Annotated in this window: 23 protein-coding genes; 22 read left to right on the top strand and 1 reads right to left on the bottom strand. The window is 64.1% G+C overall.

The genetic code is table 11. The features are described from left to right. The 18 genes from Q4C89_RS00960 to Q4C89_RS00875 form a co-directional block, all read left to right on the top strand. The coding region (locus Q4C89_RS00960; protein WP_303100739.1) for a hypothetical protein at window positions 1-1345 on the top strand (1345 nt) is incomplete at its 5' end. Continuing rightward, window positions 1342-1536, top strand: a complete 195-nt coding sequence (locus Q4C89_RS00955; RefSeq protein WP_303100738.1) for a hypothetical protein — start codon at window positions 1342-1344, stop codon at window positions 1534-1536. The genes Q4C89_RS00960 and Q4C89_RS00955, both read left to right, overlap by 4 nt. Continuing rightward, window positions 1536-2024, top strand: coding sequence for a hypothetical protein (locus tag Q4C89_RS00950; RefSeq protein ID WP_303100737.1), 489 nt, complete (start codon window positions 1536-1538; stop codon window positions 2022-2024). Before Q4C89_RS00955 ends, Q4C89_RS00950 begins: the two co-directional genes overlap by 1 nt. A 4-nt stretch (window positions 2025-2028) precedes the next feature. Beyond that, window positions 2029-2352 carry a hypothetical protein gene (locus Q4C89_RS00945; protein WP_303100736.1) on the top strand — a complete coding sequence of 108 codons (324 nt, stop codon included), beginning with the start codon at window positions 2029-2031 and terminating at the stop codon, window positions 2350-2352. Window positions 2353-2359: 7 nt separating this feature from the next. After that, entirely contained in the window at window positions 2360-2806 is a 447-nt protein-coding gene (locus Q4C89_RS00940; protein ID WP_303100735.1) for a hypothetical protein, read from the top strand. Then, window positions 2803-3321 (top strand): hypothetical protein, encoded by a 519-nt coding sequence (locus Q4C89_RS00935; RefSeq protein ID WP_303100734.1) that lies wholly within the window; start codon window positions 2803-2805, stop codon window positions 3319-3321. Before Q4C89_RS00940 ends, Q4C89_RS00935 begins: the two co-directional genes overlap by 4 nt. Beyond that, a complete protein-coding gene (locus Q4C89_RS00930) occupies window positions 3318-4139 on the top strand; it encodes a hypothetical protein (protein ID WP_303100733.1) in 822 nt (273 codons plus the stop codon). The genes Q4C89_RS00935 and Q4C89_RS00930 overlap by 4 nt, the downstream gene beginning before the upstream one ends. 44 nt (window positions 4140-4183) lie before the next feature. Further along, window positions 4184-4966 (top strand): hypothetical protein, encoded by a 783-nt coding sequence (locus tag Q4C89_RS00925; RefSeq protein WP_303100732.1) that lies wholly within the window; start codon window positions 4184-4186, stop codon window positions 4964-4966. 73 nt (window positions 4967-5039) lie between these two features. Further along, a complete protein-coding gene (locus tag Q4C89_RS00920) occupies window positions 5040-6212 on the top strand; it encodes a hypothetical protein (protein WP_303100731.1) in 1173 nt (390 codons plus the stop codon). A 56-nt stretch (window positions 6213-6268) separates the two neighbouring features. Next, a complete protein-coding gene (locus tag Q4C89_RS00915) occupies window positions 6269-6955 on the top strand; it encodes a hypothetical protein (protein ID WP_303100730.1) in 687 nt (228 codons plus the stop codon). Continuing rightward, window positions 6952-7590, top strand: a complete 639-nt coding sequence (locus tag Q4C89_RS00910) for a RyR domain-containing protein (protein WP_303100729.1) — start codon at window positions 6952-6954, stop codon at window positions 7588-7590. Before Q4C89_RS00915 ends, Q4C89_RS00910 begins: the two co-directional genes overlap by 4 nt. A gap of 3 nt (window positions 7591-7593) precedes the next feature. Beyond that, window positions 7594-7995, top strand: a complete 402-nt coding sequence (locus Q4C89_RS00905) for a hypothetical protein (protein ID WP_303100728.1) — start codon at window positions 7594-7596, stop codon at window positions 7993-7995. Next, window positions 7995-8393 carry a hypothetical protein gene (locus Q4C89_RS00900; RefSeq protein ID WP_303100727.1) on the top strand — a complete coding sequence of 133 codons (399 nt, stop codon included), beginning with the start codon at window positions 7995-7997 and terminating at the stop codon, window positions 8391-8393. The genes Q4C89_RS00905 and Q4C89_RS00900 overlap by 1 nt, the downstream gene beginning before the upstream one ends. Then, window positions 8390-8836, top strand: coding sequence for a hypothetical protein (locus Q4C89_RS00895; protein ID WP_303100726.1), 447 nt, complete (start codon window positions 8390-8392; stop codon window positions 8834-8836). Before Q4C89_RS00900 ends, Q4C89_RS00895 begins: the two co-directional genes overlap by 4 nt. A 16-nt stretch (window positions 8837-8852) precedes the next feature. Continuing rightward, a complete protein-coding gene (locus Q4C89_RS00890) occupies window positions 8853-9569 on the top strand; it encodes a hypothetical protein (RefSeq protein WP_303100725.1) in 717 nt (238 codons plus the stop codon). 75 nt (window positions 9570-9644) lie between these two features. After that, window positions 9645-10043 (top strand): hypothetical protein, encoded by a 399-nt coding sequence (locus Q4C89_RS00885; protein WP_303100724.1) that lies wholly within the window; start codon window positions 9645-9647, stop codon window positions 10041-10043. 8 nt (window positions 10044-10051) lie between these two features. Further along, complete coding sequence (locus tag Q4C89_RS00880) at window positions 10052-10411, top strand: hypothetical protein (protein ID WP_303100723.1); 360 nt, start codon at window positions 10052-10054, stop codon at window positions 10409-10411. After that, on the top strand, window positions 10408-10887 hold the full coding sequence (locus Q4C89_RS00875) for a hypothetical protein (RefSeq protein WP_303100722.1): 480 nt from the start codon (window positions 10408-10410) through the stop codon (window positions 10885-10887). The genes Q4C89_RS00880 and Q4C89_RS00875 overlap by 4 nt, the downstream gene beginning before the upstream one ends. On the opposite strand, the gene Q4C89_RS00870 is transcribed toward Q4C89_RS00875, so the two are convergent. Beyond that, entirely contained in the window at window positions 10871-11311 is a 441-nt protein-coding gene (locus tag Q4C89_RS00870) for a hypothetical protein (RefSeq protein ID WP_303100721.1), read from the bottom strand. The two genes, Q4C89_RS00875 and Q4C89_RS00870, sit on opposite strands and share 17 nt — an antisense overlap. 26 nt (window positions 11312-11337) lie before the next feature. Between Q4C89_RS00870 and Q4C89_RS00865 the strand changes: the two genes are divergently transcribed. The 4 genes from Q4C89_RS00865 to Q4C89_RS00850 are packed head-to-tail and all read left to right on the top strand — an operon-like array spanning window position 11338 to window position 20807. Next, on the top strand, window positions 11338-16767 hold the full coding sequence (locus Q4C89_RS00865) for a hypothetical protein (RefSeq protein ID WP_303100720.1): 5430 nt from the start codon (window positions 11338-11340) through the stop codon (window positions 16765-16767). Continuing rightward, window positions 16767-17141, top strand: coding sequence for a hypothetical protein (locus Q4C89_RS00860; RefSeq protein WP_303100719.1), 375 nt, complete (start codon window positions 16767-16769; stop codon window positions 17139-17141). The genes Q4C89_RS00865 and Q4C89_RS00860 overlap by 1 nt, the downstream gene beginning before the upstream one ends. A gap of 3 nt (window positions 17142-17144) precedes the next feature. After that, window positions 17145-17474, top strand: coding sequence for a hypothetical protein (locus tag Q4C89_RS00855; RefSeq protein ID WP_303100718.1), 330 nt, complete (start codon window positions 17145-17147; stop codon window positions 17472-17474). A 12-nt stretch (window positions 17475-17486) separates the two neighbouring features. Continuing rightward, window positions 17487-20807, top strand: a complete 3321-nt coding sequence (locus Q4C89_RS00850) for a hypothetical protein (protein WP_303100717.1) — start codon at window positions 17487-17489, stop codon at window positions 20805-20807. The last annotated feature ends 1 nt before the right edge of the window (window position 20808 follow it).

The raw sequence follows: 20808 nt of genomic DNA, 5'->3' as shown, positions 1-20808 counted from the left end.
TGAGAAGACCTTGCTGGAAGAGGAGCTTGAAAAGGTCTTCTCTGCCTACTGGCGCACCCAGGGCAAACAGGTCGAGGGGGCGGTTCGCGAGGCGCTGACCCAGGCTCGCCGGGAAGGCCGCGCCGTGTTGCGCTTCCGCGTGGCCGGGGGTGTGCTGGAGTCTGGTGAGGACGGCAAGACCCGTGTGCGCTCTGGCCTGAAGCCTGAGCAAATCGCCCGTTACATTCGCCTGGAGTGCATCGAGACGCCGGAGAACGTCCGTATCTGGGAAGACCCTGACACCTTCCTGAAAAGCGCGGTCTACAGCTATCAGGACGCACGCGGGAACGCCTGTGCCGAGGTCTGCGTCTGTGCGGAGGAATCAGGCCCGACGCTGTTGCGGGTGCTGCGGCAGACCGACGAGACTCCCGCGCCCGCGATTGATCTCGACCTGGGTGAACGGCTGACCTACATCGAACTGGATAGCGAACCGCTCATCACGCGGCAGTTCCTCGAAAACCAGATGGCCTACAACACGGCCAGCACCATGATTCTGCGAAATACCGAACTGGCAGGCTTCATGGAGCGTTACGGCATCAACATCGAACCGCCGTTCGAGTTGGTGGACGGGCCAAACGGACCAGTGAAGCGGTATCTGCCTGTCAAGCCTGGGGCCGGGACGCTGATGGCGTGGCAGCAGACCACCATTGAGAAGCGTGACCCCGCGAGCGGCAAACTCTTGGGTGAGCAGCCTCTCGGTGACGCGCAGTACGGGCGCTTTGAGCCTGTCAGCCCGGACTCGCTCATCAGCGCCACTACCCACAACCAGCTGAACATGTACAGCGAAGTGGGGCAGAGCTATGTCCTGATGGGTAAGGACGCCACGGCGTCAGGCCGAAGCCGTGAAGTCGCCATGTCGGACTTCGACAATGTTCGGCAGCCGACCCTCGACCTCGCGGAGTACACCTTCGGTGAGGTGCTTTACACGCTGGCCGAACTGGTAGCAGCGCTTTCCGGGCAGCCAGGACGCTACCGCCCTATCGAAATCGAAGGCACGGTCAAGAAGCGCGTCATCCCGCCCAGCCCCGACGACCGGAAGGCTGACCGGGAAGACGTGAAGGCCGGAATCATCAGCAAGGCTCAGGCCCGCCAGCGCCAGGGCGACGACGACCCCGACCAGACCGACGCCCAGATTGCACGGGAGCAGCAAGCGGCCTTGCCGAGTTCGCAGCCCTCTGGCCGTCAGACGACGACAGAGAAGCCGAAAGCCGAGGCTGCCGCGTCCACATCACCAGATTCGTCGCAGCAGCAGCCCAGCAACCCCCTGAAAGCCCTTCGTGTGAAGGGAAAGCGAGGCAAAAGATGACGCACTCCCCAATCACCGCCGCTGAAATTATTCGTGGTCTTAATGGCCTCCCAGCCAACACACTGACGAGCGTTGCCGTCGTGACGGTTAAGCCTCCGCTTTCGCCTGAAATCAAGGCCGAGTTGCAGCAGGCCGGGTTTGAAACCGAGCAGTGGGGCGATGAATCCCGCGTTTATCGGGGCGGGAAATAATGCTCAGCGCCGACGACATCGTTAAGCTCTTTCGGCAGCCGCAAGGCCCCCAGCAGACGCCAGGGGCCGTCTTCATTTCGGGCGCGCTGGAGCCGCAGGTCATTCAGGAGTTGATGGCCCGGAACGTCACGCCCATTGAGCAGGACGGCGGGTTTTTTCTCGTGTACCGTGACCCGCTAGAGCCTGCCCCAAGCGACGGCGATGTGATTTATAAGTACCCACTCGGCTTTGGCACACGCCGTATTTGCTTTCCTGGTTCCGCAACTCTGGTGCATGTCGGGATGCAAGATGGTGCGGTGTACCTCTGGGCGCGTATTGGGAAAGGCGAGGCGCAGACGCGCTTTTTCCAGATTATGGGAACCGGACAGCCTTTCCCGGAAACGGCGCGGCATGTCGGCACCACTCAGGACGGCTCTTATGTCTGGCATGTGCTGGAGCGTCTGGACGTGCTGGGCGTCGAGGTGCGCGATTCGTCCAACACCGGGTAAGCGGGTGCGGGTCAGAAGCGGGGCCACGCGGCATGTGCTGCTGCTGGGGCCGCTGGCCTTCAAAATCCCCCGGCTGACCGGCTGGCGGGCCTTCCTGAACGGACTGCTCGCCAATCTCACTGAAGCCGAGTTCTCCCGCCTGCGTGACCCGCGCCTTTGCCCGGTGGTGCTGGCTCTGCCGCTTGGCTTGCTGGTGGTGATGCGGCGGGCTGAACCTTTCCCTTCAAGCATGGCTTTGCCGCGCTGGGCCGACCTGCCCGTAGAGCGCAAGCGCGACAGCTTCGGCCTGCTGACTGGTCGCTGCGTTGCTGTGGACTACGGCTCTTAGGAGAATCATGATCGACCCGAAAACCGCTGAAAACGTCGCCCGCGCCGCCCTCGCTGCTGCGCGGGATTATTTTGACCTCTCGCACGAGTGGGACATCAAGCTGAAGGTGGAGCGCCTGGACGACGGGGAAATGGGCCGCATTGACCAGTTGCCTGCCTACATGCGGGCCACCATCAAATACGACTCCTCTCAGGTGGATGATGCCGCCGAACTCTGGAGCGTCATCGGCCATGAGGTCGCCCACCTTGCCTTCAGCGAGCACTCCCAGTTCGGTCTCACCGTGGAGAAGCATTTGGACGGGCCTATGCCCCCGGCGCTGTTCGCGGCCTGGCAGTACGGAAATGAGCGGGCCGTGTCGCGCTTGCAGCGCATGTTCGTGCGTGACAGGCCCCTGCCAGGGCTTGGAGCAGCGAGTGGTGGCAGCCTTGACCCCTCGCCGCCGGGGACGCCGTGACCTCGCCCTTCGCCGCTACCCACCGCCAGCAGGCCGGGCAGGTGGGCTGCCTGTACCTCAGCTGCCATGCGATTACAGGTATTCCTGAACTGCTTGACCATCAGGCCGATGCCAGTGCCCCGCGCTACTACGTGCGACTGATCGGCCTGGGCCTGATGCCATTCGTGCTGTTCTGCGCCGAGCCGCCTAACCCCGTCACGTCGCGGGACTTCTGGGAGCGCCTGCGCGAACGCTTCACTCGCGACAATCGGACCGAGCAGACGCACGCCCCGCTGCTGGTCGCCATTCCTGGCGCGACGGAAGGCTGGCTGCATCAGGTTGCTGTCGCGCTGCCCGTCAAAGAAGGCGAGGGCACCGTTCACGTCAGCGACAGCAATTTTCCTCAGCCGTTATCACTGACGTGGACGGCGTTTTGCTGGTCTGAGTACGCCCTGGCCCACCGCGTCGAGATGCTTGGTCCGCTGAGCCTCGACGCCTACCCGCCCGAAATCCACTCCCTTGGAGGTTCATCATGAAAATCCGCTCTTTTCCCCTGCTCGCCCTGACCGCCGCCCTCGCTGGCGGTTTTTTCATGCCCCGTGGTGAAGGCGAGGACACGCCGCCAGCTAACACCCAGACGCCGCCCGCCGACAATCGGCTGACCGAAGCCGAGTGGGAAGCGCGGGTGCGAACCCGTGAGGCCCAGACCTCCCAGGCCGAACTGATCCGGCGACTGGCCCAGGTCGAACGCCAGAACGCCGACCTTCAGGCCAGCCAGGTTCCCCGTGGTGGCCGCGCACTGACCCGCGACGAGGCCCGGGCCTATGACGCCTATGTTGCCCTGGGAACGCCGGAAGACGTGCAGAGCCGCCTGACCGAGCGCGACACCTACGCCCAGCACGGGACGCCCGATGAGGTCAAGACCAAACTCGAAGCGGGGCAGACGGCGGTCACCACCCTGGCTGAGCGTGATCGTACCGATGCCATTCGCGCTGCGGCCTCGGCTGTGCAGTTCAAGGACACCGTGCTGGGCGACCGCCTGACGGCTGATGGGTTGGAACTGTTGCCGCTGGAAAAGGTGGTGCGCGACGGCAAGGAAGTGCAGGTGGCCTACGTCAAGGATGCGCAGGGCGTCAAGCACGAGCTGGGCGAGTACGCCAAGGCGAAGTGGAACGATTATCTGCCCGCTTTGCAGGTCACGGCGACGACCCAGATGCCCGGCCCTGCCTTCCCCCGCCAGGACGCGCCGAGGACCCCCAGCTCCAGCTCCAGCGGCGGTGGTGGCTGGGTGCAGACGGCCCTCGCGCAGTCCAGCCAGGGAGGTGATTACAAAGACCCGCTTCAGCCCAAGTGACCCGGACGCCTCGCCCACTTTTCCCCTTCTCGGAGGAACCCCCTATGAAAAAATCTCTGATGCTCACGGCGCTGCTCATCGGTAGCGCCGCCGCTTTTGCTCCGCGTGGCGAGAAGCTCGCAATGGGCATTCCTCATTGGGTCGCCGACTATCACAGCCTCGACCTGCATGGCGCAGGCGCACCGATGGATTGGACCGCCTGGACGAACCCCAAGTACGGCACGCCGGGACGGCGCGAAATCCCTACGGGGACCGCCATCAGCCTGAGCGACGCCGGGAAGATCGTCCCCGCCGATGGCACACGCCGCACGCTGCTGCTGATCAGCAACGCCAAGGAATGGCTGCCGAGCGACAGCATCAGCGGGTACGGCCTGGTGGTGCGCGGCAACATCTACGAAGACCAGTTGCCCGACGCGGTGGGAGGCAAGCTGCCCGAAACGATTCGGGCGCAGGCGCGGGACTTCTACTGGCAGTCCTTGGGTGGCGTTGTGGGTGCGGGCGGAAGCGGCCCCTCCACTGAGCCTGTGCCTGTCGTTCTCACGAGCGGGGACGTCGTCACGCTGACCGCTGAGCCGTACCAGGTGTTCAGCATCAACGTCGGCGTCGGCGCAGGGGCTATGGAAATTGAAAGCGACATTCTCCCCACTGACGGCACGATGACGGTCACGACATCCGACGGTGTGGTCCACTCTGTCGGCACTGAGGGCGGCAGCAGCCTGACCTTCACCCTCATGTCTCCCCCGGCGGGAACGATGCTGATTGCCTTCCGAGGCAGCGGCGACGGGGTGCCCTGGGCAGGAAAACGGTTCGAGGTCGTCGTCGAGTAACCCACTTCGCCCCCAACCGCCCCTTGAACTGGGGCGGCTTCTTTTTCGCCCTCTTGCCATAAGGAGCACCACCGTGAAACACACGAAACTGGCTATCTATAGCTTGGCGGCCTCTCTCATCGCCTCGGTCCTCGGCCCGGTCGGTGACGCGCTGACCGTTCAGGCCATCCTCAACACCATGACGCCGGACGATTTCTTCGACCTGGCGAACCGCCCGACGGACGAAAGCGAGTACGCTCTGGCAGCCATCCTGCCCGAAGAATTGCGGGCCACCTACGAAGCCAAGGCAGGGAGCCTGAAGGTCATTGCCACCCCTGCGGGTGAAACCGGTATGGACAGCCCGTATGTTCCTGTCGGTCTGATGGAACTCAATGCCCTCAGCAAGCCGATTGCGAAGTGGACGGCTGAAAGCCTGATGACCGAGCAGCAGCAGCGTGAGCTTCAGCAAATGCTGCTGCAATACCGCGCCGGACTGATGCGTGGCGACGCGGTCACCTACCTGCGCAACTTCATCATCAACTGGCTGAACGACGTGATCGCTCAGGCCTTCTCTGACCGCTTCGAGCTGATGCGTGGTGAGACGCTGTTCACCGGGCAACTGGCGCTGCGCGGCGGTACGGTGGACTTCGGCGTCCCTGAACGCAATCGCTTTGCCAAGCGCACTGGAGTGCAAGCCTATGGCGGCGCGGACAGCCTGCTGTGGCGCGATATGCGGGCCGCTGACAATATCCTGGGCAGCACGCGCACCCGCATCATGAGCATGAACACGCTCAACGAGATTCTGGACAGTGGGAAAAACCCACTCGCCGTGACCAGCGAGCAGATTTCGGCAGGGGGAAACATCAAGATCGTGGGCGTGCGCCGCCTCATCGGCAGCCAGCAGACGCTCAGCCTGGACGCCCGCGAGTCCTTCACGCTGGTCGGTTACAACCGCCGCGTCGCCATCAAGGTCGGCCAGGGATACGCCTACCAGCAGGTCATTCCTGACGGCAAGATCGCGGTCATCGGCAGCAACAACGTGACGATTGACCAGACGGACGGCACGGTGGTGCGCCGTCCCGGCCTGGGGCGTTTGCATGTCGGCCCCACGGTGGAAAACGATGGTCGTCCCGGCATCTGGCTCAATGCCTACACGCCCCAGGATCGCCCTTATCACGCGATTGCCCGAGGCGCGGCCAACGCCCTGACCATCCTCGACGCCGCTGAAAAGCTGGTCATTCTCGACACCGAGACCGAAGCGGCCTAAGCCTGCGCGGGGGCAGCAGTCAGGCCCCCGGCCTTACCCCTTTAAGGAGGGAACACATGTCGATGGTTCGTGTGGCAAAGATGCCGCAGACGATGGAGTACAACGGCAAGAAGTACGGGCCGTCTGCTGGTCCGATTACTGTTCCGCTGGAACTGGCAGTGGCCCTGGGGTTGCAGCGTATCGAGGGTGGCGAGGTGGTGCCCGCCAGTCGCGACGAACAAGGCCAGGAATTGGCGGCGAGCCGGAACCTCGCAGGTCAATTCCAGCGCAACCTGGACTTGCTTGTTGACCAGCTTCGCCCTCACATCAAGACCGACCTGGGCGAAACGCCTGACCAGACGCTGGAGCGCCTGCTGGTGGAACGCGAAAAAGCACTCGGGGCCAGCGCCAAGGTCGAGGACCTGGAAGGCATCATTCGCCAGGGCAAGGCTGATAACGAACGGCTGATTCGGGAAGCTGGTGACTCCCGGCAGGAAGTCCAGCGCCTCACTACTGAACTTCAGAGCGCCAAGGCCAATCTGGAAAATACCCAGAAGGGCTACGACGACTACCGCGCCGAGATGGAAGGCAAGGTGGACACGCTTACCAAAGAGCGCGACGACGCCCGCCAAGCCTTGGCCGACGCCAAGTTGCTCCCCGACGATGCTCTGGAACGGCTGGAAGGCGTGAGCGGCATCAGCAAGGCCCTGGCCCAGAAGGGACTGGACGCGCTGTTGGCTCCTGCAGAAGGGGCGAGCAAATGACGCGCCACCAACTTGCTACTTTCGGCACTATCGCTTTAACTCTGGCCCATATCGCTCACGAGGCCAATCGGGCCTATTGCCACAGCATCGGCGACGACTCCCAACCCGCCTGGGACGATGCACCTGAGTGGCAGAAGGAAAGCGCCATCAAGGGCATTGAAGGTGCGCTGAACGGCTTCACGCCCGAGCAATCGCACGAAAGTTGGATGGCCGAGAAGGTGGCGACCGGCTGGAAGTACGGCCCTGTCAAAGACCCGGAAGCCAAAGAGCACCCGTGCATGGTGCCTTACGCTGAACTGCCGCCCGAGCAGCGGCGCAAGGACGCGCTCTACCTCGCAATGGTCAAGGCCGCTGCTGGTGTGCTGACGCCTCAATCCAATTCTGCCGATCAGACGGGCGGCGCACAGCCCACTGTGGGCCGTGACGTGCACTACGTCAGCTACGGCACGCCGAAAGGCGAGTACAAGCCTGCCCACCGCGCTGCCAAGATCACTGACGTGCGTGAGTCTGACCAGTTCGGCTTCGAAGTCCGGGCCTGCGTTTTCAACCCTGAAGGTCTCTTCTTCACGGGCTGGACCCATTTCGACGAGTCGGGGACTCAGGGCGGTACGGTTCACTGGCCTGAGCGGGTCTAACCCATGACCCCTGAGCAACTCGCCCGCGTGCGTTTTCTGGTGCGGGCTGATGCCTGGGCCGAATGGGAGAAGCTGGGGCAGCCGCCCGACACGCTGGACATGGCACTGACTGAGTACGGCGACCTGCGACTGGTGGCAGCGTATGTGCTGGAAACGGTGTGCGCTGACCTCCGACGCCAGAATGCGGCCGCCGCCGAAGCACTTGGGGGCCAGACCAAGAGCTACGAAGCGGTGGGCGAGTGGAAGGAGGAATTCTTCGCGCCCGGTGAAAGCTCGCTCTCTGTGACAGCTGACCTTTTCTGCTCTCGGGCTGATGCTTTAAGGCAGCAGGTAGAAGCCGAAAGGCAAAAAAGTCAGGGCGGCCGTCAGCGTACGGTGGCGCTCAACGTGCAGACGGGGTTCTGATGTCCTCATCCATTGAAACGGCACGTAAACGGGCCACCGATGGTGTCAAGCGGGCGGCGGCGTCGGGTCACATCTTCCAGCACGCCTTGACCTTCCGACTTGGCGGCAGTGAGTGGAAGGGGCGCTTCAGCGTTAAAGATCCGCAGAAGCTCAAACCTGACGAGGTGAGCAAGTTACGGGTCTTTGCTGACACTCGCGGCCTGCTCTATACCGACCTACGCCAAGTCAAGCCGTATCCCGACGATGTTCCGCCTTTTCCTGGGGCCACCACACCGTTTGACGACGGCACTCTGGAGATCCTGGAGTGGTCGCAACCCAGCGGCTATGTTGGGCATTACGACGCCGCTGGAGAGTGGGTGGGCCAGCGGACTGGCACCGCTGTTCTTCGGAGGCCATGATGGGCATTCCTCAGGACATTCACGCCCGACTGGTGACCGCCCTTGGCCCTGACATCCCTGTCCTTCTGCCCGAGCAGCAGCGTGAGCCGCTGGAAGCTGCGCCGATTGACGCGCAGGGCCGCCCGATGGTAGGCGGCGGGGAGCGGGGACTGGGAGCGTATCTCCGGCAGCATCCCCAGGGCTATGTGCAGATTGAGCCGCCGGTGCCGCTCAGCTCTGATGGTCTGGTCGGCAATCTGTGGGTGACGGTGGCGGCGATTCACGGCAGCGTGGGGGGCGCGGCAGAACTGGGCCAGCAGGTCTACCGCGCTCTCTGCGGCTGGCCGTGGTTGCCGGGTCCTTACCGGGAGGCGACGCCCGCACAACCCGAACAGCTGCGGGACGGCGTGTGGATGCTGCGCCGCACCTACGCTGCAAACACTCTTGACGGCATTGCCGGTTAAAAAAGGAGCATGACTCATGGGATGGATTGACGATATCGGCCTGAAAAACCGCGCCACGATGTACGACGCGGACAACTTCAAACGCGCCGGAAACACGTTTCTGTTCAGCCCCAAACGCCCTCTCGGTGCGCTGATTGCTGCGGGTGACTGGGTAGGCTTTGGCTACTTCCGCCCCGACTTTGAGCTCGCCCCGACCACCGACGTGCAGCGCACTGAAATCAAGGTGCAAGATCCCAACGGCGGCCCTGCATTCACGCTGCTTGAAGACATCACGGATATCACTGCCGTGTACGACGCCATCGAACCTGTGACTCCCAGCCCCGAGGTGCGGGCATTGCACAAAGGCGCAGTGCCAACAGCGGTGCAAGGCGCAGGACTGTCGGGCGTGACCATCAGCCCCTTTACTGCCGGGGCCAGCATCGAGGGCAGCGCAATGGCGATTCGCGTGCTGGAAGATGCTGTGGGTGGCACTGAGCAGCGCTTCGAGCTGTACTACCACCAGGGTGTCGCGCTCCAGAGCAACGGCTACGGCAACTACGAGGGCCGCAGCACGCCGATTTTCCGCGCTCCCGTTCGCAGCGGCGCGACCACGCTCACCGACGAGGGCCTGCTGGCAGCCTACGAAGGTAGCGTCAGTAACCTCGGCGCGTACTTTGAAGGCCCTATCAGTGCACTGGCCCCACTGGTCAAGGCCCTCATGACCGAATCTGCCGCCCTCGACCCTGCCGTCTAAACCAGATGCCTGCCCGCGCAGTTTTTAGGGCGGGCATTTTCATAACAAAAGAGTTTCTTTTTCGGGGAGGCCCAGATGCTGCCGATTCGTCAATCCGTCCGCCTGAGTTGCGGGCACATCACCCTCACGGCATGGCCCGCGCCGACGGAAGGCGGGCTACTGTCTGACCTGCTGGCGCTCACGGTGGCGCTTGGCACCTTGCACGATGCCGGAGAGGACTGGGAGCCGGAGGACGCCGAGCCGCACGTCCTAGCGGCCTTCTGGCGACTTCTGGACGCCTCGCTTCTCGCGCCCATTCCTGGCCCTCTGACCTGGGCCGACGTGCTGACCCTGCTGGATACCATGTGGACACTGAACGATGTCGAGGAGCTGGAAAAAAAACTGCTGGGCCTGATGGAGAGAGCGGGGCGACTGCTGGAGCGCCTGCGCCGTCAGGCCAGGGAGAACAGCCAGGGCCACCCGACAGAACGCTAGACGAATACGTGGTGCGCGTGTTCGGCCCGGCGGCCTATGCCGACATGATGCAGTTGCCGAGTCGCGCCATCGTGCGCTTTGCTGAGATTCAGGGCGAGCGCGACGCTTCGCGGTGGCTCACGCGGCTGCGCTTGATGGCGGTGGCTGACGGCATGGAGTTGGGGCAGGAATATGTGCGCGGCCCCAATGACCCCAAGCCAAAGCCGGGCGACGGGCATACGAGCCGCAAGCCCTACCTGCAAATGGAAGAGGCACTCGAACGTCAGGCCGAACCCTGGGCCGCCGCTGAGCGTCAGCGTCAGCGCCGAATCAAAGAGCAGGACGCCAAGTGGGAGCGGGCCAAAGCCGCGATGAGGGGGATTGCGTGAGCGCGAAAATCGAACTGGACGGACGCAAACTCACTGATGCCCTGGTGCGGCTGGAAAAAGCCTGTGATGCTCTGCCGCAACTGGCCCAGACGGTGCAGGGCGAGGCACTGGGGCACGCGATTGTCGGGGCCAACCGCTCGGTTTACCAGACCACGCCAGGGGCTTATCAGCGCACCTACGAATACCTGCGCGGCTTTCAGGCCACAGCGCGGGCAACAAAAAACACCGTGCAGGTCACGGTTTGGAATGCCGTCGAGTACGCGCCCTACATCGAATACGGCGTGGGGCCACATGAGATGACCCCGGCCCAGGTGCTGGCCCACGCCGCCGCCAACCCCGCCGCGCCCGTCTATCTGGGTCGCAGCGGCCAGAACTTCACCCTGCCAGGGCCTGCGGTGTGGCCTGCCGCGTACTACGCGGGCTGGAAGTTGGGAGAATTGTTTGGCGAACGGGTACGGCTCAGTATTCGCAGATAGTCAGCCCCGGCGCAGCCTCGACCACGAACAGGTCTTTGTCTTTGTGCAATTTGAAGGCGCTGCCCGACGCGCTGTTGACCACGTCTGCCCGCTGCCAGCCTCCTGACTGAACCGCCTTATTCAGGCCGTCCAGGGCGGCTAAATCATCGTCCATCAGGTACGTCTCGCGGTTGGTGGTGCAGGTCACGCCGTACAACGTGGCGACACGTTCCGCCGCCTGCTCGGCGTCGGGGGTCAGGGGTGCGGCGTGCGTGGCGGGCAAGTCCGCGCCCAGAAGTGCCGAGTGCGTCGGCGCGGGCGCTGAATCAGTAGCTGGGCGCGAAAATTCACCCGCGCCCCACATGCTCCACAAAACGTAAACCGCTAGACCCGCAATCAACAGGCCCAGCGCCCAGGCTGCGGCCTTGTTTCCACCTTTTTCCATGCCCTCACCCTACACCGGAGGCCCCTGTGACCCTGCCCGACCTGACCGCCCGCGCCAGCCTTGATATTTCCGATTTCCGGCGCAACGTCGGGCAGATGCAGGCCGACCTGCGCTCGCTGACCCAGCGTCCCGCCACCATCCGCCTGACGGCTGATCTCTCGGCGGGTCAGGACGCCCAGCGCATGGTGCGGGCCGTGCGGGACGCCGTCAACGAGATGGTGCCTACCGACATGCAGCGCCGGATAGACGGCATGTTTGCAGGGTTTGACGTGGGCGTGAGCAGCGCCGCGCAGTCGGCCTCGGTGTTCAACGCGCAGGCATCGGCTTTGCGCGAACGGATTGAGCAGCTTGACCGCGCCGTGCGGATTACCCGCGCTCAATTTCAAAGCGGGTTCGGAGAGGCGTCTCAGGAAGAGGTCAGCCAACTGTCTCAGGAGATGCGCCGCCTGCAACAGGAGCTGGAACAGGTCGGTCAGGAGGCCCGTGAAAACTTCGGCGAGTACAGCCGTGAGGTCATGCGCGTTGCCAATGCCAACCGACTCGCCGAGGCAACGGCGGCGGCGGCACGTGGGGAAATCAGCCGCCTGGGACTGGCTTCTCAGGTTCAGCTCGGCACGGGCGCGGCATTGCAGCAATACGGCCCCCAGGCGATGGGCGCGGCCAATGGCCTGTTCCAGTTCGCGCTGGCGAGCGACAAGGCCCGTATCTCTCAGGCGCTTTTCGCCAAAACGGTAGAGAAATCCGGGCAATCCAGCGAAGAGGCCCAGAAGGTCATTGCAAGCCTCATGGATACCCTGCAAGTCAGCCAGGACGACGCTGCTGAAGCGGTGCGGGGCCTGTTGCGTCAGGGTTATACGCTCAAACAGGCCCAGGAGGCTCTGACGGGGGCTGGTGCGTCGGCGCTGGCCTTTGGTCGCTCGGCTGCTGAGGGCATGAACGCCTTCGTGGATGCCAGCACCTCCATGAGCAGCGCGGCCCTGAACAACATCGGGATTTCGGAGAACCTCAGCACCTTCTACCAGTCCTACGCCAGGTCCCTCGGCAAAACCACCGACGAGCTGACCAAGCAGGAAAAGGCCGAGGCCGAGTTGCGCCTGATTCGCGCCGCCACCACTGACGAGGTGGGCGACCTGACCGCGTTGCTGGGCGGCATGTCGGGACAGGCCAGCAGCGCCAGCCGCGAACTGAATGAGGCGCAAAAGGCGCTTGGCGAAACGCTGGTGCCGCTGGCGACCAATGGCATTCGTACCCTGACCAGCATCCTGGACGTGTTTAATAAGCTGCCCGACCCCGTCAAGGAAACCGTGACCATTCTGGGGGCGTCTGCTGTTGCCATCGGCATTCTGGCGGCTCCTGTCTCCGGGCTGGTGCGCGGCCTGGGGAGCGTCGTGACCAGTCTGCGCGGAGTCCGTGGCGGAGCAGCAGCGGCAGCGGAGGGAGCAGAAGCAGCCGCCCGAAATATGGGGATGCTGGGCAACATGGCCCAGGCCGCTCAGGGCTGGTACAGCGGCCTGACGGCTCGATTGAGTGCCAACACCGCCGCACATATCGCTGCTGGGGGAAGTGCCAACGTGCTGAGCCGGGGGTTTCTCTCGGCGGCAGGGTCCACCGTCGTGCTGGACGGCGCTCTGGGTGTGCTGACCCTCACTGCCGCCGCCACCCTGGCAGGAATTGGGGCGCTGGCGGCTGGGGTGGGCATCTACTCGAACAAGCTCATCAAGGACACGCAACAGATTTATGACCAGATCGACGCCGCTGAGCAGAAATCGTTCGATTCGCTCATGAAGCGCGTCGCCGAGTTGAGAAAAGGCGGGGAACTCGGTAATGCCAAGGCCCGCGCTCTGCTTTTGCAGGACCGAATTGCCCAGGAGCAGCAGGGTTACGTCATTGGGACGACGGCGTTTGGGGAGCGGATTTACAGCAAGCCTGACGAGGCCCGAATCAAGCAACTGCAAGCCGAACTGAAGAAAACTCAGGAAAACATAGTCACGCTCTACACCGAGGCTCAGAAGCGCGGACAATTGAATTTGGTCTTGACCGAAGACCAGAAAAAAGCCGTGCAGGAACTCAACAAAGCACTGGAAGGCCGTAAATTTGACCTGAAAGTGTCGGGCATGTCTGAACTGGAAGGCCAAGTTGCCAGACTGAGAAAAGAGTTCGATGGACTGCGCCAGGAGTTCAAGAAGCCATTTATTCAGAACGGCAAATTGATGGATGTTGACCAGACTCCTGAGTTGCGTGAGGGGCTGCGCCAGCTTGACGCGCAACTGAACGCCGAAATCGCGGCCCTCCATAAAAAAGCCGCTGACAGCGCCCTCCAAGCGGCCCGCGAGTCGGCGCTCGCCGTCCAGCGGGCAGAAGTCGAGGCCATGCAGGAAGGTCGCCGCAAGCGCGATGCCGAGCGGCAACTCGAACTCGACGACATCCGGCGCGATGCCAAGGAAAAAGCCGACGCCGTGCGAGATTTTCCGCAGCAAGCGGCAGAAATCGAAGGCAACGCCCGGCGGGTCATCGCCGCCAAGCGCCGCCAGTGGGCCGCCGAAGACCTCAAGGCCGAGCAGGAGGCGCAGCAGCGGATACGGGACGCGGGAATAAGTGCCCGCGACGCCCGTATCGCTGGAATGGCCGAGGGCTACGCCAAAGAGGAAGCCCTGCGCCGCGCCGCCCTGGATGACCTGCGCCGTTCGATTGATGAGCGCATTAAGGCCGAAACCGACCCCCGCGTGCGTGGGGCGCTGCGCTCAGCAGGCAATGAGCAAATCGCGGCCCTGGAACGCCAGCAGCAGCAGGAGCGGCTGCGGACCATCCAGGAAAGTAGCCGCCTGATTGCTGACGCCGCACGCCAGGGGCGTGATGCCGAAATCAGCGCCATGCGGGACGGCTGGGCCAAACAGGAGGCCCAGCGGGCCGCTGAGCTGGCCGACCTGCGCTCCGACGTGGCCGAGCAGGTCAGGGAGCTGGAAGGCTACCCTGACCGTCAGGCCGCCGTGCTGGAGGCCGGGGGGCGCAAAATCGCCGCCGCCATCATCCGCCAGGGCCAGGAGCGCCGCGCCGCGATGGAGGCTGCCCAGCGCAGTATCGACGCCGCCGAAAAAGCAGCGCGAGACAGCGCTACGTCACAGATGGAGGACGGCTACCTCAAAGAGCGCCAGATACGCCAGAACGCCATCGAAGACCTGGTGCTGGACCTACGCCGCCAGGTCGCGGAATTTCAGGGTACGGAGCAGCAGCGGGGGGAATTCATTCGCGCCGCCAACCGCCAAATCATGGCCTTCTACGGCCAGCAGCAGCAGGAACTGCGCGAGATTCAGCGTCAGGCCAGCGAGCAGGTGGGCGAATCCGAACGCTCGGCCCGCTCCGCCGAGATCGCCGCGATTCGTGACGAGGTGGAGAAAAAACGTCAGGCCCGCAACGAAGAACTGCGCGATTTGCAGCGCCAGACGACTGAAAAGCTCCGCACGTTCAAAGGCACCGAAGACCAGCGGCAAGCCATTCAGGACGCCGCACGCCGTCAGCAGCGGGCCAAACAAGCGGCCTGGGCACAGGAGGATGAGCGCGAGGCCCGCGCCAGCGCACTCCGTATCGCCCAGGCGTGGCAGGAGGTGAGTAACAAACAATTCGCGGCCCAGCAGGCGGCGCGGACAGCGGCCCAGGCCCAGGCAGAATTGAGCCTCAGCCGCCAGCTTGCCGCCGTCTCCGGCCCAAACGACGACCCGGTGGCCCGCGCCCGACTGGAAATGGAAGCGGCCCGCCAGAGGGCCGTTTTTAACCAGCAGCAAGCCGAGAAACAGTACGCCCAGGACCGCGCCAACTTGGAACGCAGCCGGGACATGGCGCTGGCGGCAGAAAACCTGACCGCTGAGCAGCAGCGCCTTATCTGGCAGGGCTACTATGCCGACCTTGCCAAACTGGGCAGTGACTATCAGGCCGGGAACACTCAGCGCCTCCAGCAGGAGGAACAGGAGCGGCAGGCCGCTGAAAATATGCGTCAGGCCAGGATTCAGGCCGCACTCGACCCGATTGAGGACGGTGGCCGCGACCTGAACCGCCTGCAGGCCATGCAGGGGCTGGTGAGCAGCGCCGCCGAGCGCCTGAGCCTGGAACGTCAGATTCAGGGCGTCCATGAGGCTCAGGCGGCCACCTATGCCGACGTGTTGAGCCGCGCCGGAGAACTGGCCCTGACCGACAAAGAGCGCAAAGACGCCGAAGACAAGCTGTTTGCCTCGCAGCAGGCAGTGGCGAGCAGCCAAAAAACGCAACTCGACCTGCAAAAACAGGCCGTGGCGGAGGTGCAGCAAATCGTAGACCTCTACGAGCGGCTTGACCTGTTGCTCTCCGATTCAGACGGCGCGGTAGCGGCCCAGGAGGAGCTGACTCGCGCTACGTCCGACCTCTCCGACGCCTACGCCGAGGCGCTGCCCTACCTGCAAAAAATCCGCGAGCAGACCCTCACCCCCGACGATTACGACGGAGCCACCAAGGCCCTCGACAAGTTTGTGGGGGCGATGGAAGGGCAGCGTCAGAAGCTTGAGGCGCTGCGCTCAGAGTACGAAAAGCAGCGGGACGCCCTGAAAAGCGTGCAGGACGTTCTTTCCGGCTTCGGTAAGGAACTGGGCGACCAGAACCTGCTGGAAGGGGCGATCACGGTCAACCAATCCACGTATGACCAGGCCAGGACGGCCCTGCAAACGCTGCTGAAGGGAGGGCAGTACGACGCGGCTCAGCTCGCCGAAGCCACCAAGCGCCTACAGGAGAGTTACGGCGGCCTGAAAGACGCGGTACTTGCCCTGGGAGAAGCCCGAGCCAAGGAATTTGAGAAAGAGCGCGACCGTATCCAGAAAGAAGGCGACGCCCGCGTGAAGCTCCTTGATGCCCAAATTAAGCGGGCCAAGGACGCGGGTCTGGATACCAGCGGTCTAGAGCAAGAAAAGGACCGTCTGATTTCCCAGACCGAAAGGCAAGTTTCTGCCCTGGAAAGGAAAGCCGAAGACGCCCGCAGGTCTGCTCAGGACGCGGTGGCCGACCGCACCAAGGGGATAGGCGACCTGTTGCGGGGCGTTGCCGAGGGTGCAGGCAAGGCGCAAAAGGGTGTGGATGACCTTGCTGGTCAGGTCAAGAAAGCTGAGGGCGAGATCGCTGACAGCGCCAAGAAAATGCGCGGTCAACTTGGCGGCATCTTCACGGGCCTGCCTGCCCAGGCGGGCAAAGCGGGAGCCGACGCCGGGAAGCAATTCATGGCCCAGCTCCAGAAGCAACTCAAGGCAGTCAAGCCACCCACCGTTACCGTCGCCCCGGCCAGCCTCCCAGCGGGGGCGCGTGGCGGCGGGATGGTCATTACCCAGACCATCACCGTCAACGGGCAGAACATCACGGGCACCAGCAGCCAGACCATGAAGCAACTGCTGCGCGGACTGGCAGCCGAGGCCGAGGCCGAGTGCCGGAGACGAGGTAACTGATGCTCTACGAACTCATCATCGGCGGCGTGAGCCTGCGCTGGGTACCACCGCCGGACGCGGTGACCACGAGCGGCGGTGGCCGCCCGGTCAACGAACGCAAAACCATCGAGGGCCGCATCGTCGCCACGCGCTCACCGTTGCCGGAGTCGCGCCGGGTACAGGTGTCGGCACCCCAGGGGTACGTCATCGCCAGGGCAGACGCGGCGGCCATTCGTGCGTTGGGGTCCGGCCCCTTCCCGGTCACGTTCGGGGCAGGGTACGAGGCGGCGGGCAGCTACTCGGCCTACTTCGAGGAGCCGCCCCGCTTTCCTGGCACGCGCCACCCCGACTATGTCGGCTACGACTTCACGCTTTACATCCCACAAGGGGGCTGAGCCATGTACAGAGCAGGTTGGTACACAGAGGCCGGGGCCGTTGCGCCGGGCCTCGACCTGGGCGAACTGAAGCCCGGCGAAACGAAAAGTGTGGTGCGGTTGCTGAAAAACACGGGAGATCAGCACCTGAGCGCAGTGCAGTTCACCCTGAAAGACGACCTGTCCGGTGTAACGGTCAAGGTGGATGAGCAGGTGCTGACGCCGAACCAGACCTATGCCAGCGGCCCGCTCGCCCCTGGCGAGTCGCTGCGTGTCGAATACACCCGCACCGTACCCGTCGACGCCAAACCCGGCCCCTGGTCGGCCTTTATCCAGATTCGCGCCCTGACCTGAAGGAGGTGAGGAATGCCCTTACTGCTGATTCTCAAAAATCGCGCTGCCAGTGCTGAAACAGCGCTGGAGATGACCGTGCCGCTGACCGGGCAGGTCGGGGGCTTCCTGGAACTCTCCCAGATGATGACCGGGCGTGTGCCTGAGCCGTCTATCGTTCTCGATACCTACCTGACAGGTGTGGTGCCCGGCTTTACAGCGGTGGCGCTGCATCCCGACGGTACGCCCCTCACCCCCGTCTATTTGCCGGGTGCCGAGCAGTCCGGTGGCGTGTTCGACCTCGCCATGAGTGCAGGCGGCATGGCGGTGGAGTCGTTCAGCTGGTCGGCTGAGCGAGGCCAGGGCACCCGCATGGACGTGACCGTGATCGGCGACGCCCGAGGCGCGGCAGTACCGAGTGTGACCGCCAGCGCTGGGGCCTACGGAGGCGTGTTCAGCGCGGCGGGCACCTTGCCGGAGTGGGAGTGGTCGCGGGATAGCGTCGGCGAGACGACCGTGCTGCATGGCAGTGACGCGCCGCTGCGCTCCAAGGCTGAGCTGCCTGAACTGGTGCCGTGGGAACGTCAGGAGGAAAAGGACGCCCGCGCCACCAAGGAAAAAGCCGAGCGGATTGCCAAGGTGCCAGTAGCCCAGCGCGAAAGTGCCCGCACCGATTGGCGCAGGATGCCGGTCGATCAGGTGGTCATGCAGGCGCTGGCGACAGTGCCGCACCGTCTGCTGGTGGCCCCACCCTTTCCTGGCTACGACTTCCGCGCCCACAGCGACGGCCCCAGCTACAGCACCCTCGGCAAAACCGCTGAGGACGTGGTGCGCGACATCTGGGGCAAAGTCGGCATTCAGGTGGGCTGGGAAGGCGGCGTGCTGGTCGTGCGTCCTGGCGGTCCGGCGGGTGACGTGGTGCTGGGTGCGCCAATTGGCAGCGAGCGTCAGGAGCGCGTCGTACTGGATACGCCCACCTTCGAGCTGGAGGGAGGCAAGCCAGCGGGCAGCGATACAGGCGACGACATTGAAGGGAATGATGACGACAGCCGCCCCACCAACCCCGACGACCCCCGGCACAGTCCCGACCCCGACGAGCGCAAGGGCGAGGGGGGCAAGGGCTTCGCAGAGGGCATCAGCCCGACGCCCGAGGTCGTGGGCAGCGTGGCGGCCACCGCCGTGCCGCTGCGTTGGGCCGCAGTTCCGAACGCTTCTCAGTACATCCTGGAGCGTATCGAGGGGGCAGGGACAACGCCCGCCGTCGGCACCCTCTGGACCCAAATCACGAACACCACGGCGACGCGGTGGACGGACGACACGGCCCTGCCCATGCGGACCTACCACTACCGGCTGAGGGTCAACGCTGCTGCCTTCGCAGGCAGTACCCAGAACACCATCTGGCAACCGAGTGAACTGCTGACGGTGGTGACGCCGCCTGCCGATACGGAGGGTGCGCCTGCCCCAGTCACTGACCTGACCGCCTACTACCGTTCCGAGACGGCGGTGGGTGTGAAGTGGACGCCACCCAAGGCCGACCCCCTAGACCAGCCGCCGCCGCGCAAGCCTGCCGCCGACCGCTACGACGTAGAGGTAAGGAACGCTGCCGGGACACTGCTCAAGGCTGTTCTGGTCTGGCAGTCGTGGGTGCTGCTGGATGGGTTGCCAGTGGGGGCCAAGCTGACCATCAGCGTCAAGGCCCGCAACGGCACGCACGCCAGTGAACCCGTGCTGCTGGAAGCTCAACTGGTCAACTTGCCGCCTGCACAGGTCGGGAAAGTGGACGTACAGGCCGTAGAGAAAAAGCCTGTCCTTACGGCGTCGTGGTTGCCTGTTACTTCGGCCACCGAGTACCAGGTGGAACTGGCCCGCGACACGGGGGACGGTGAAGCCGCTCTGCGCTGGGAACAGCACGGCACGGTACCGACGCCCCAGGTCCCTGACGAAAAGGCAGATGGCAGGGCAGAACAGAAGGACCTTTCTTTGGTGCTGGAGAACCTGCACTGGGGCACGCGCTACGCCGTGCGCGTGCGCGGCCTGAACGAACTAGGGCCGGGAGGGTGGTCGGCCATCGTCTACGAGGTCACCAGCACCGAGCCGCCCCAGGAGGAACCCGATCCCGAGAGTGACGCCTTCGAGCGCACGCGAACCACGTCCGTCAAAACCAGCCGCAAAACGGATAATTTTGCGGAGGAAACGACCACCTGGAAGCAGGGTGGGCGCGTCACAGCGATAGAGGAGCGGCAGTGGGGGCGCGTGGCGCTGATTGAGCGGGAGGATGAGGATTACACTCAGCAGACCGCGCCACCTGCCATCTGGTTGCCGTTCAGTGCCACGACCACGAAAAACTTCTACGAAATCCCCGATTGGCCCGAAACGCTGACTGCCAGCGTGACTGAGACCATTCTGTTTGACCGCTCACCAAATCGGAGTGGACAGGAGGCCGGGCGAGAGCAGACGCGGGTGCATCAGGAATGGTCACCCCAGGGCTGGCTTTCGCGACGTGCGACTGAGAAGCGCCGGGCGGGCTGGGTCATAGGTCAGGAAGACGACGGCGGGAAAATCATCCGCCGTGAAATGGGTACCTACGCCGAGTACACGGTCGAGGAGTGGTTGCCGGTTGGCGGCGGGCTGTGGCTTTACCGGAAGTCTGGCACCACGGCGGCCCTGACTCCGACCTACATTCCCGGCCCGCTGGGCGAGGACGGCAAGCCGACGGCGGGTGAGTGGACGCATTTAGAGACGGCGATAAGACCCCTGGAAGGCGAGACCACCGTCTCGGAAAATGCGCCACCGCAGGCTACCCGACCGCAGGAACGGGACAAGGACGGCGACAAGCAGCCGCCCCCTCTGCCCAGAAATACGGACAGCCCAGCCCTAGCCCGCTATCCGCTCGATGAACCATGGTTCTCGGTGCGGGAGCCGGGGCCACCGCCGGGCGAAGAGGGGCCGACCACGAAGGATGACAAGACGCCTGACGACCCTCTGCCGGAGCCGCCTACAAGCCCCAACGACCCCGTACCCACGCCGGAGGGCAGCAGCGACACCAGCGGCAACCCTGAGCCGGATGAACCCAAGCCGGGCGACGACGACACTGAGCCGCTGAGCCTCACGCACGACATGGAAGGCAGCGACGCTGCGAGCGGAGGCACCGTCACCAGCGCCCTGCCCTGGGTACGGACGGCGGCAGGACTGGCCCGCTATGCCGAAATGCTGGCGTCGGCCTATGGTCCACGCACCAGAATCACCCGCACCTACCTGCTGCCCACGACCCCGCCCGGACTCGATCAGGCGGTGAGCGTGACGGCGAGCGGCAGCGCCGGGCAATTCGAGATGACCGTGATTACGGAAAAGAGGTGAG

The sequence above is a fragment of the Deinococcus sp. genome (genome assembly GCF_030523985.1).
In the GTDB taxonomy this organism is placed as follows: Bacteria; Deinococcota; Deinococci; order Deinococcales; family Deinococcaceae; genus Deinococcus.
This window is presented reverse-complemented; position numbering and strand designations above follow the sequence as displayed.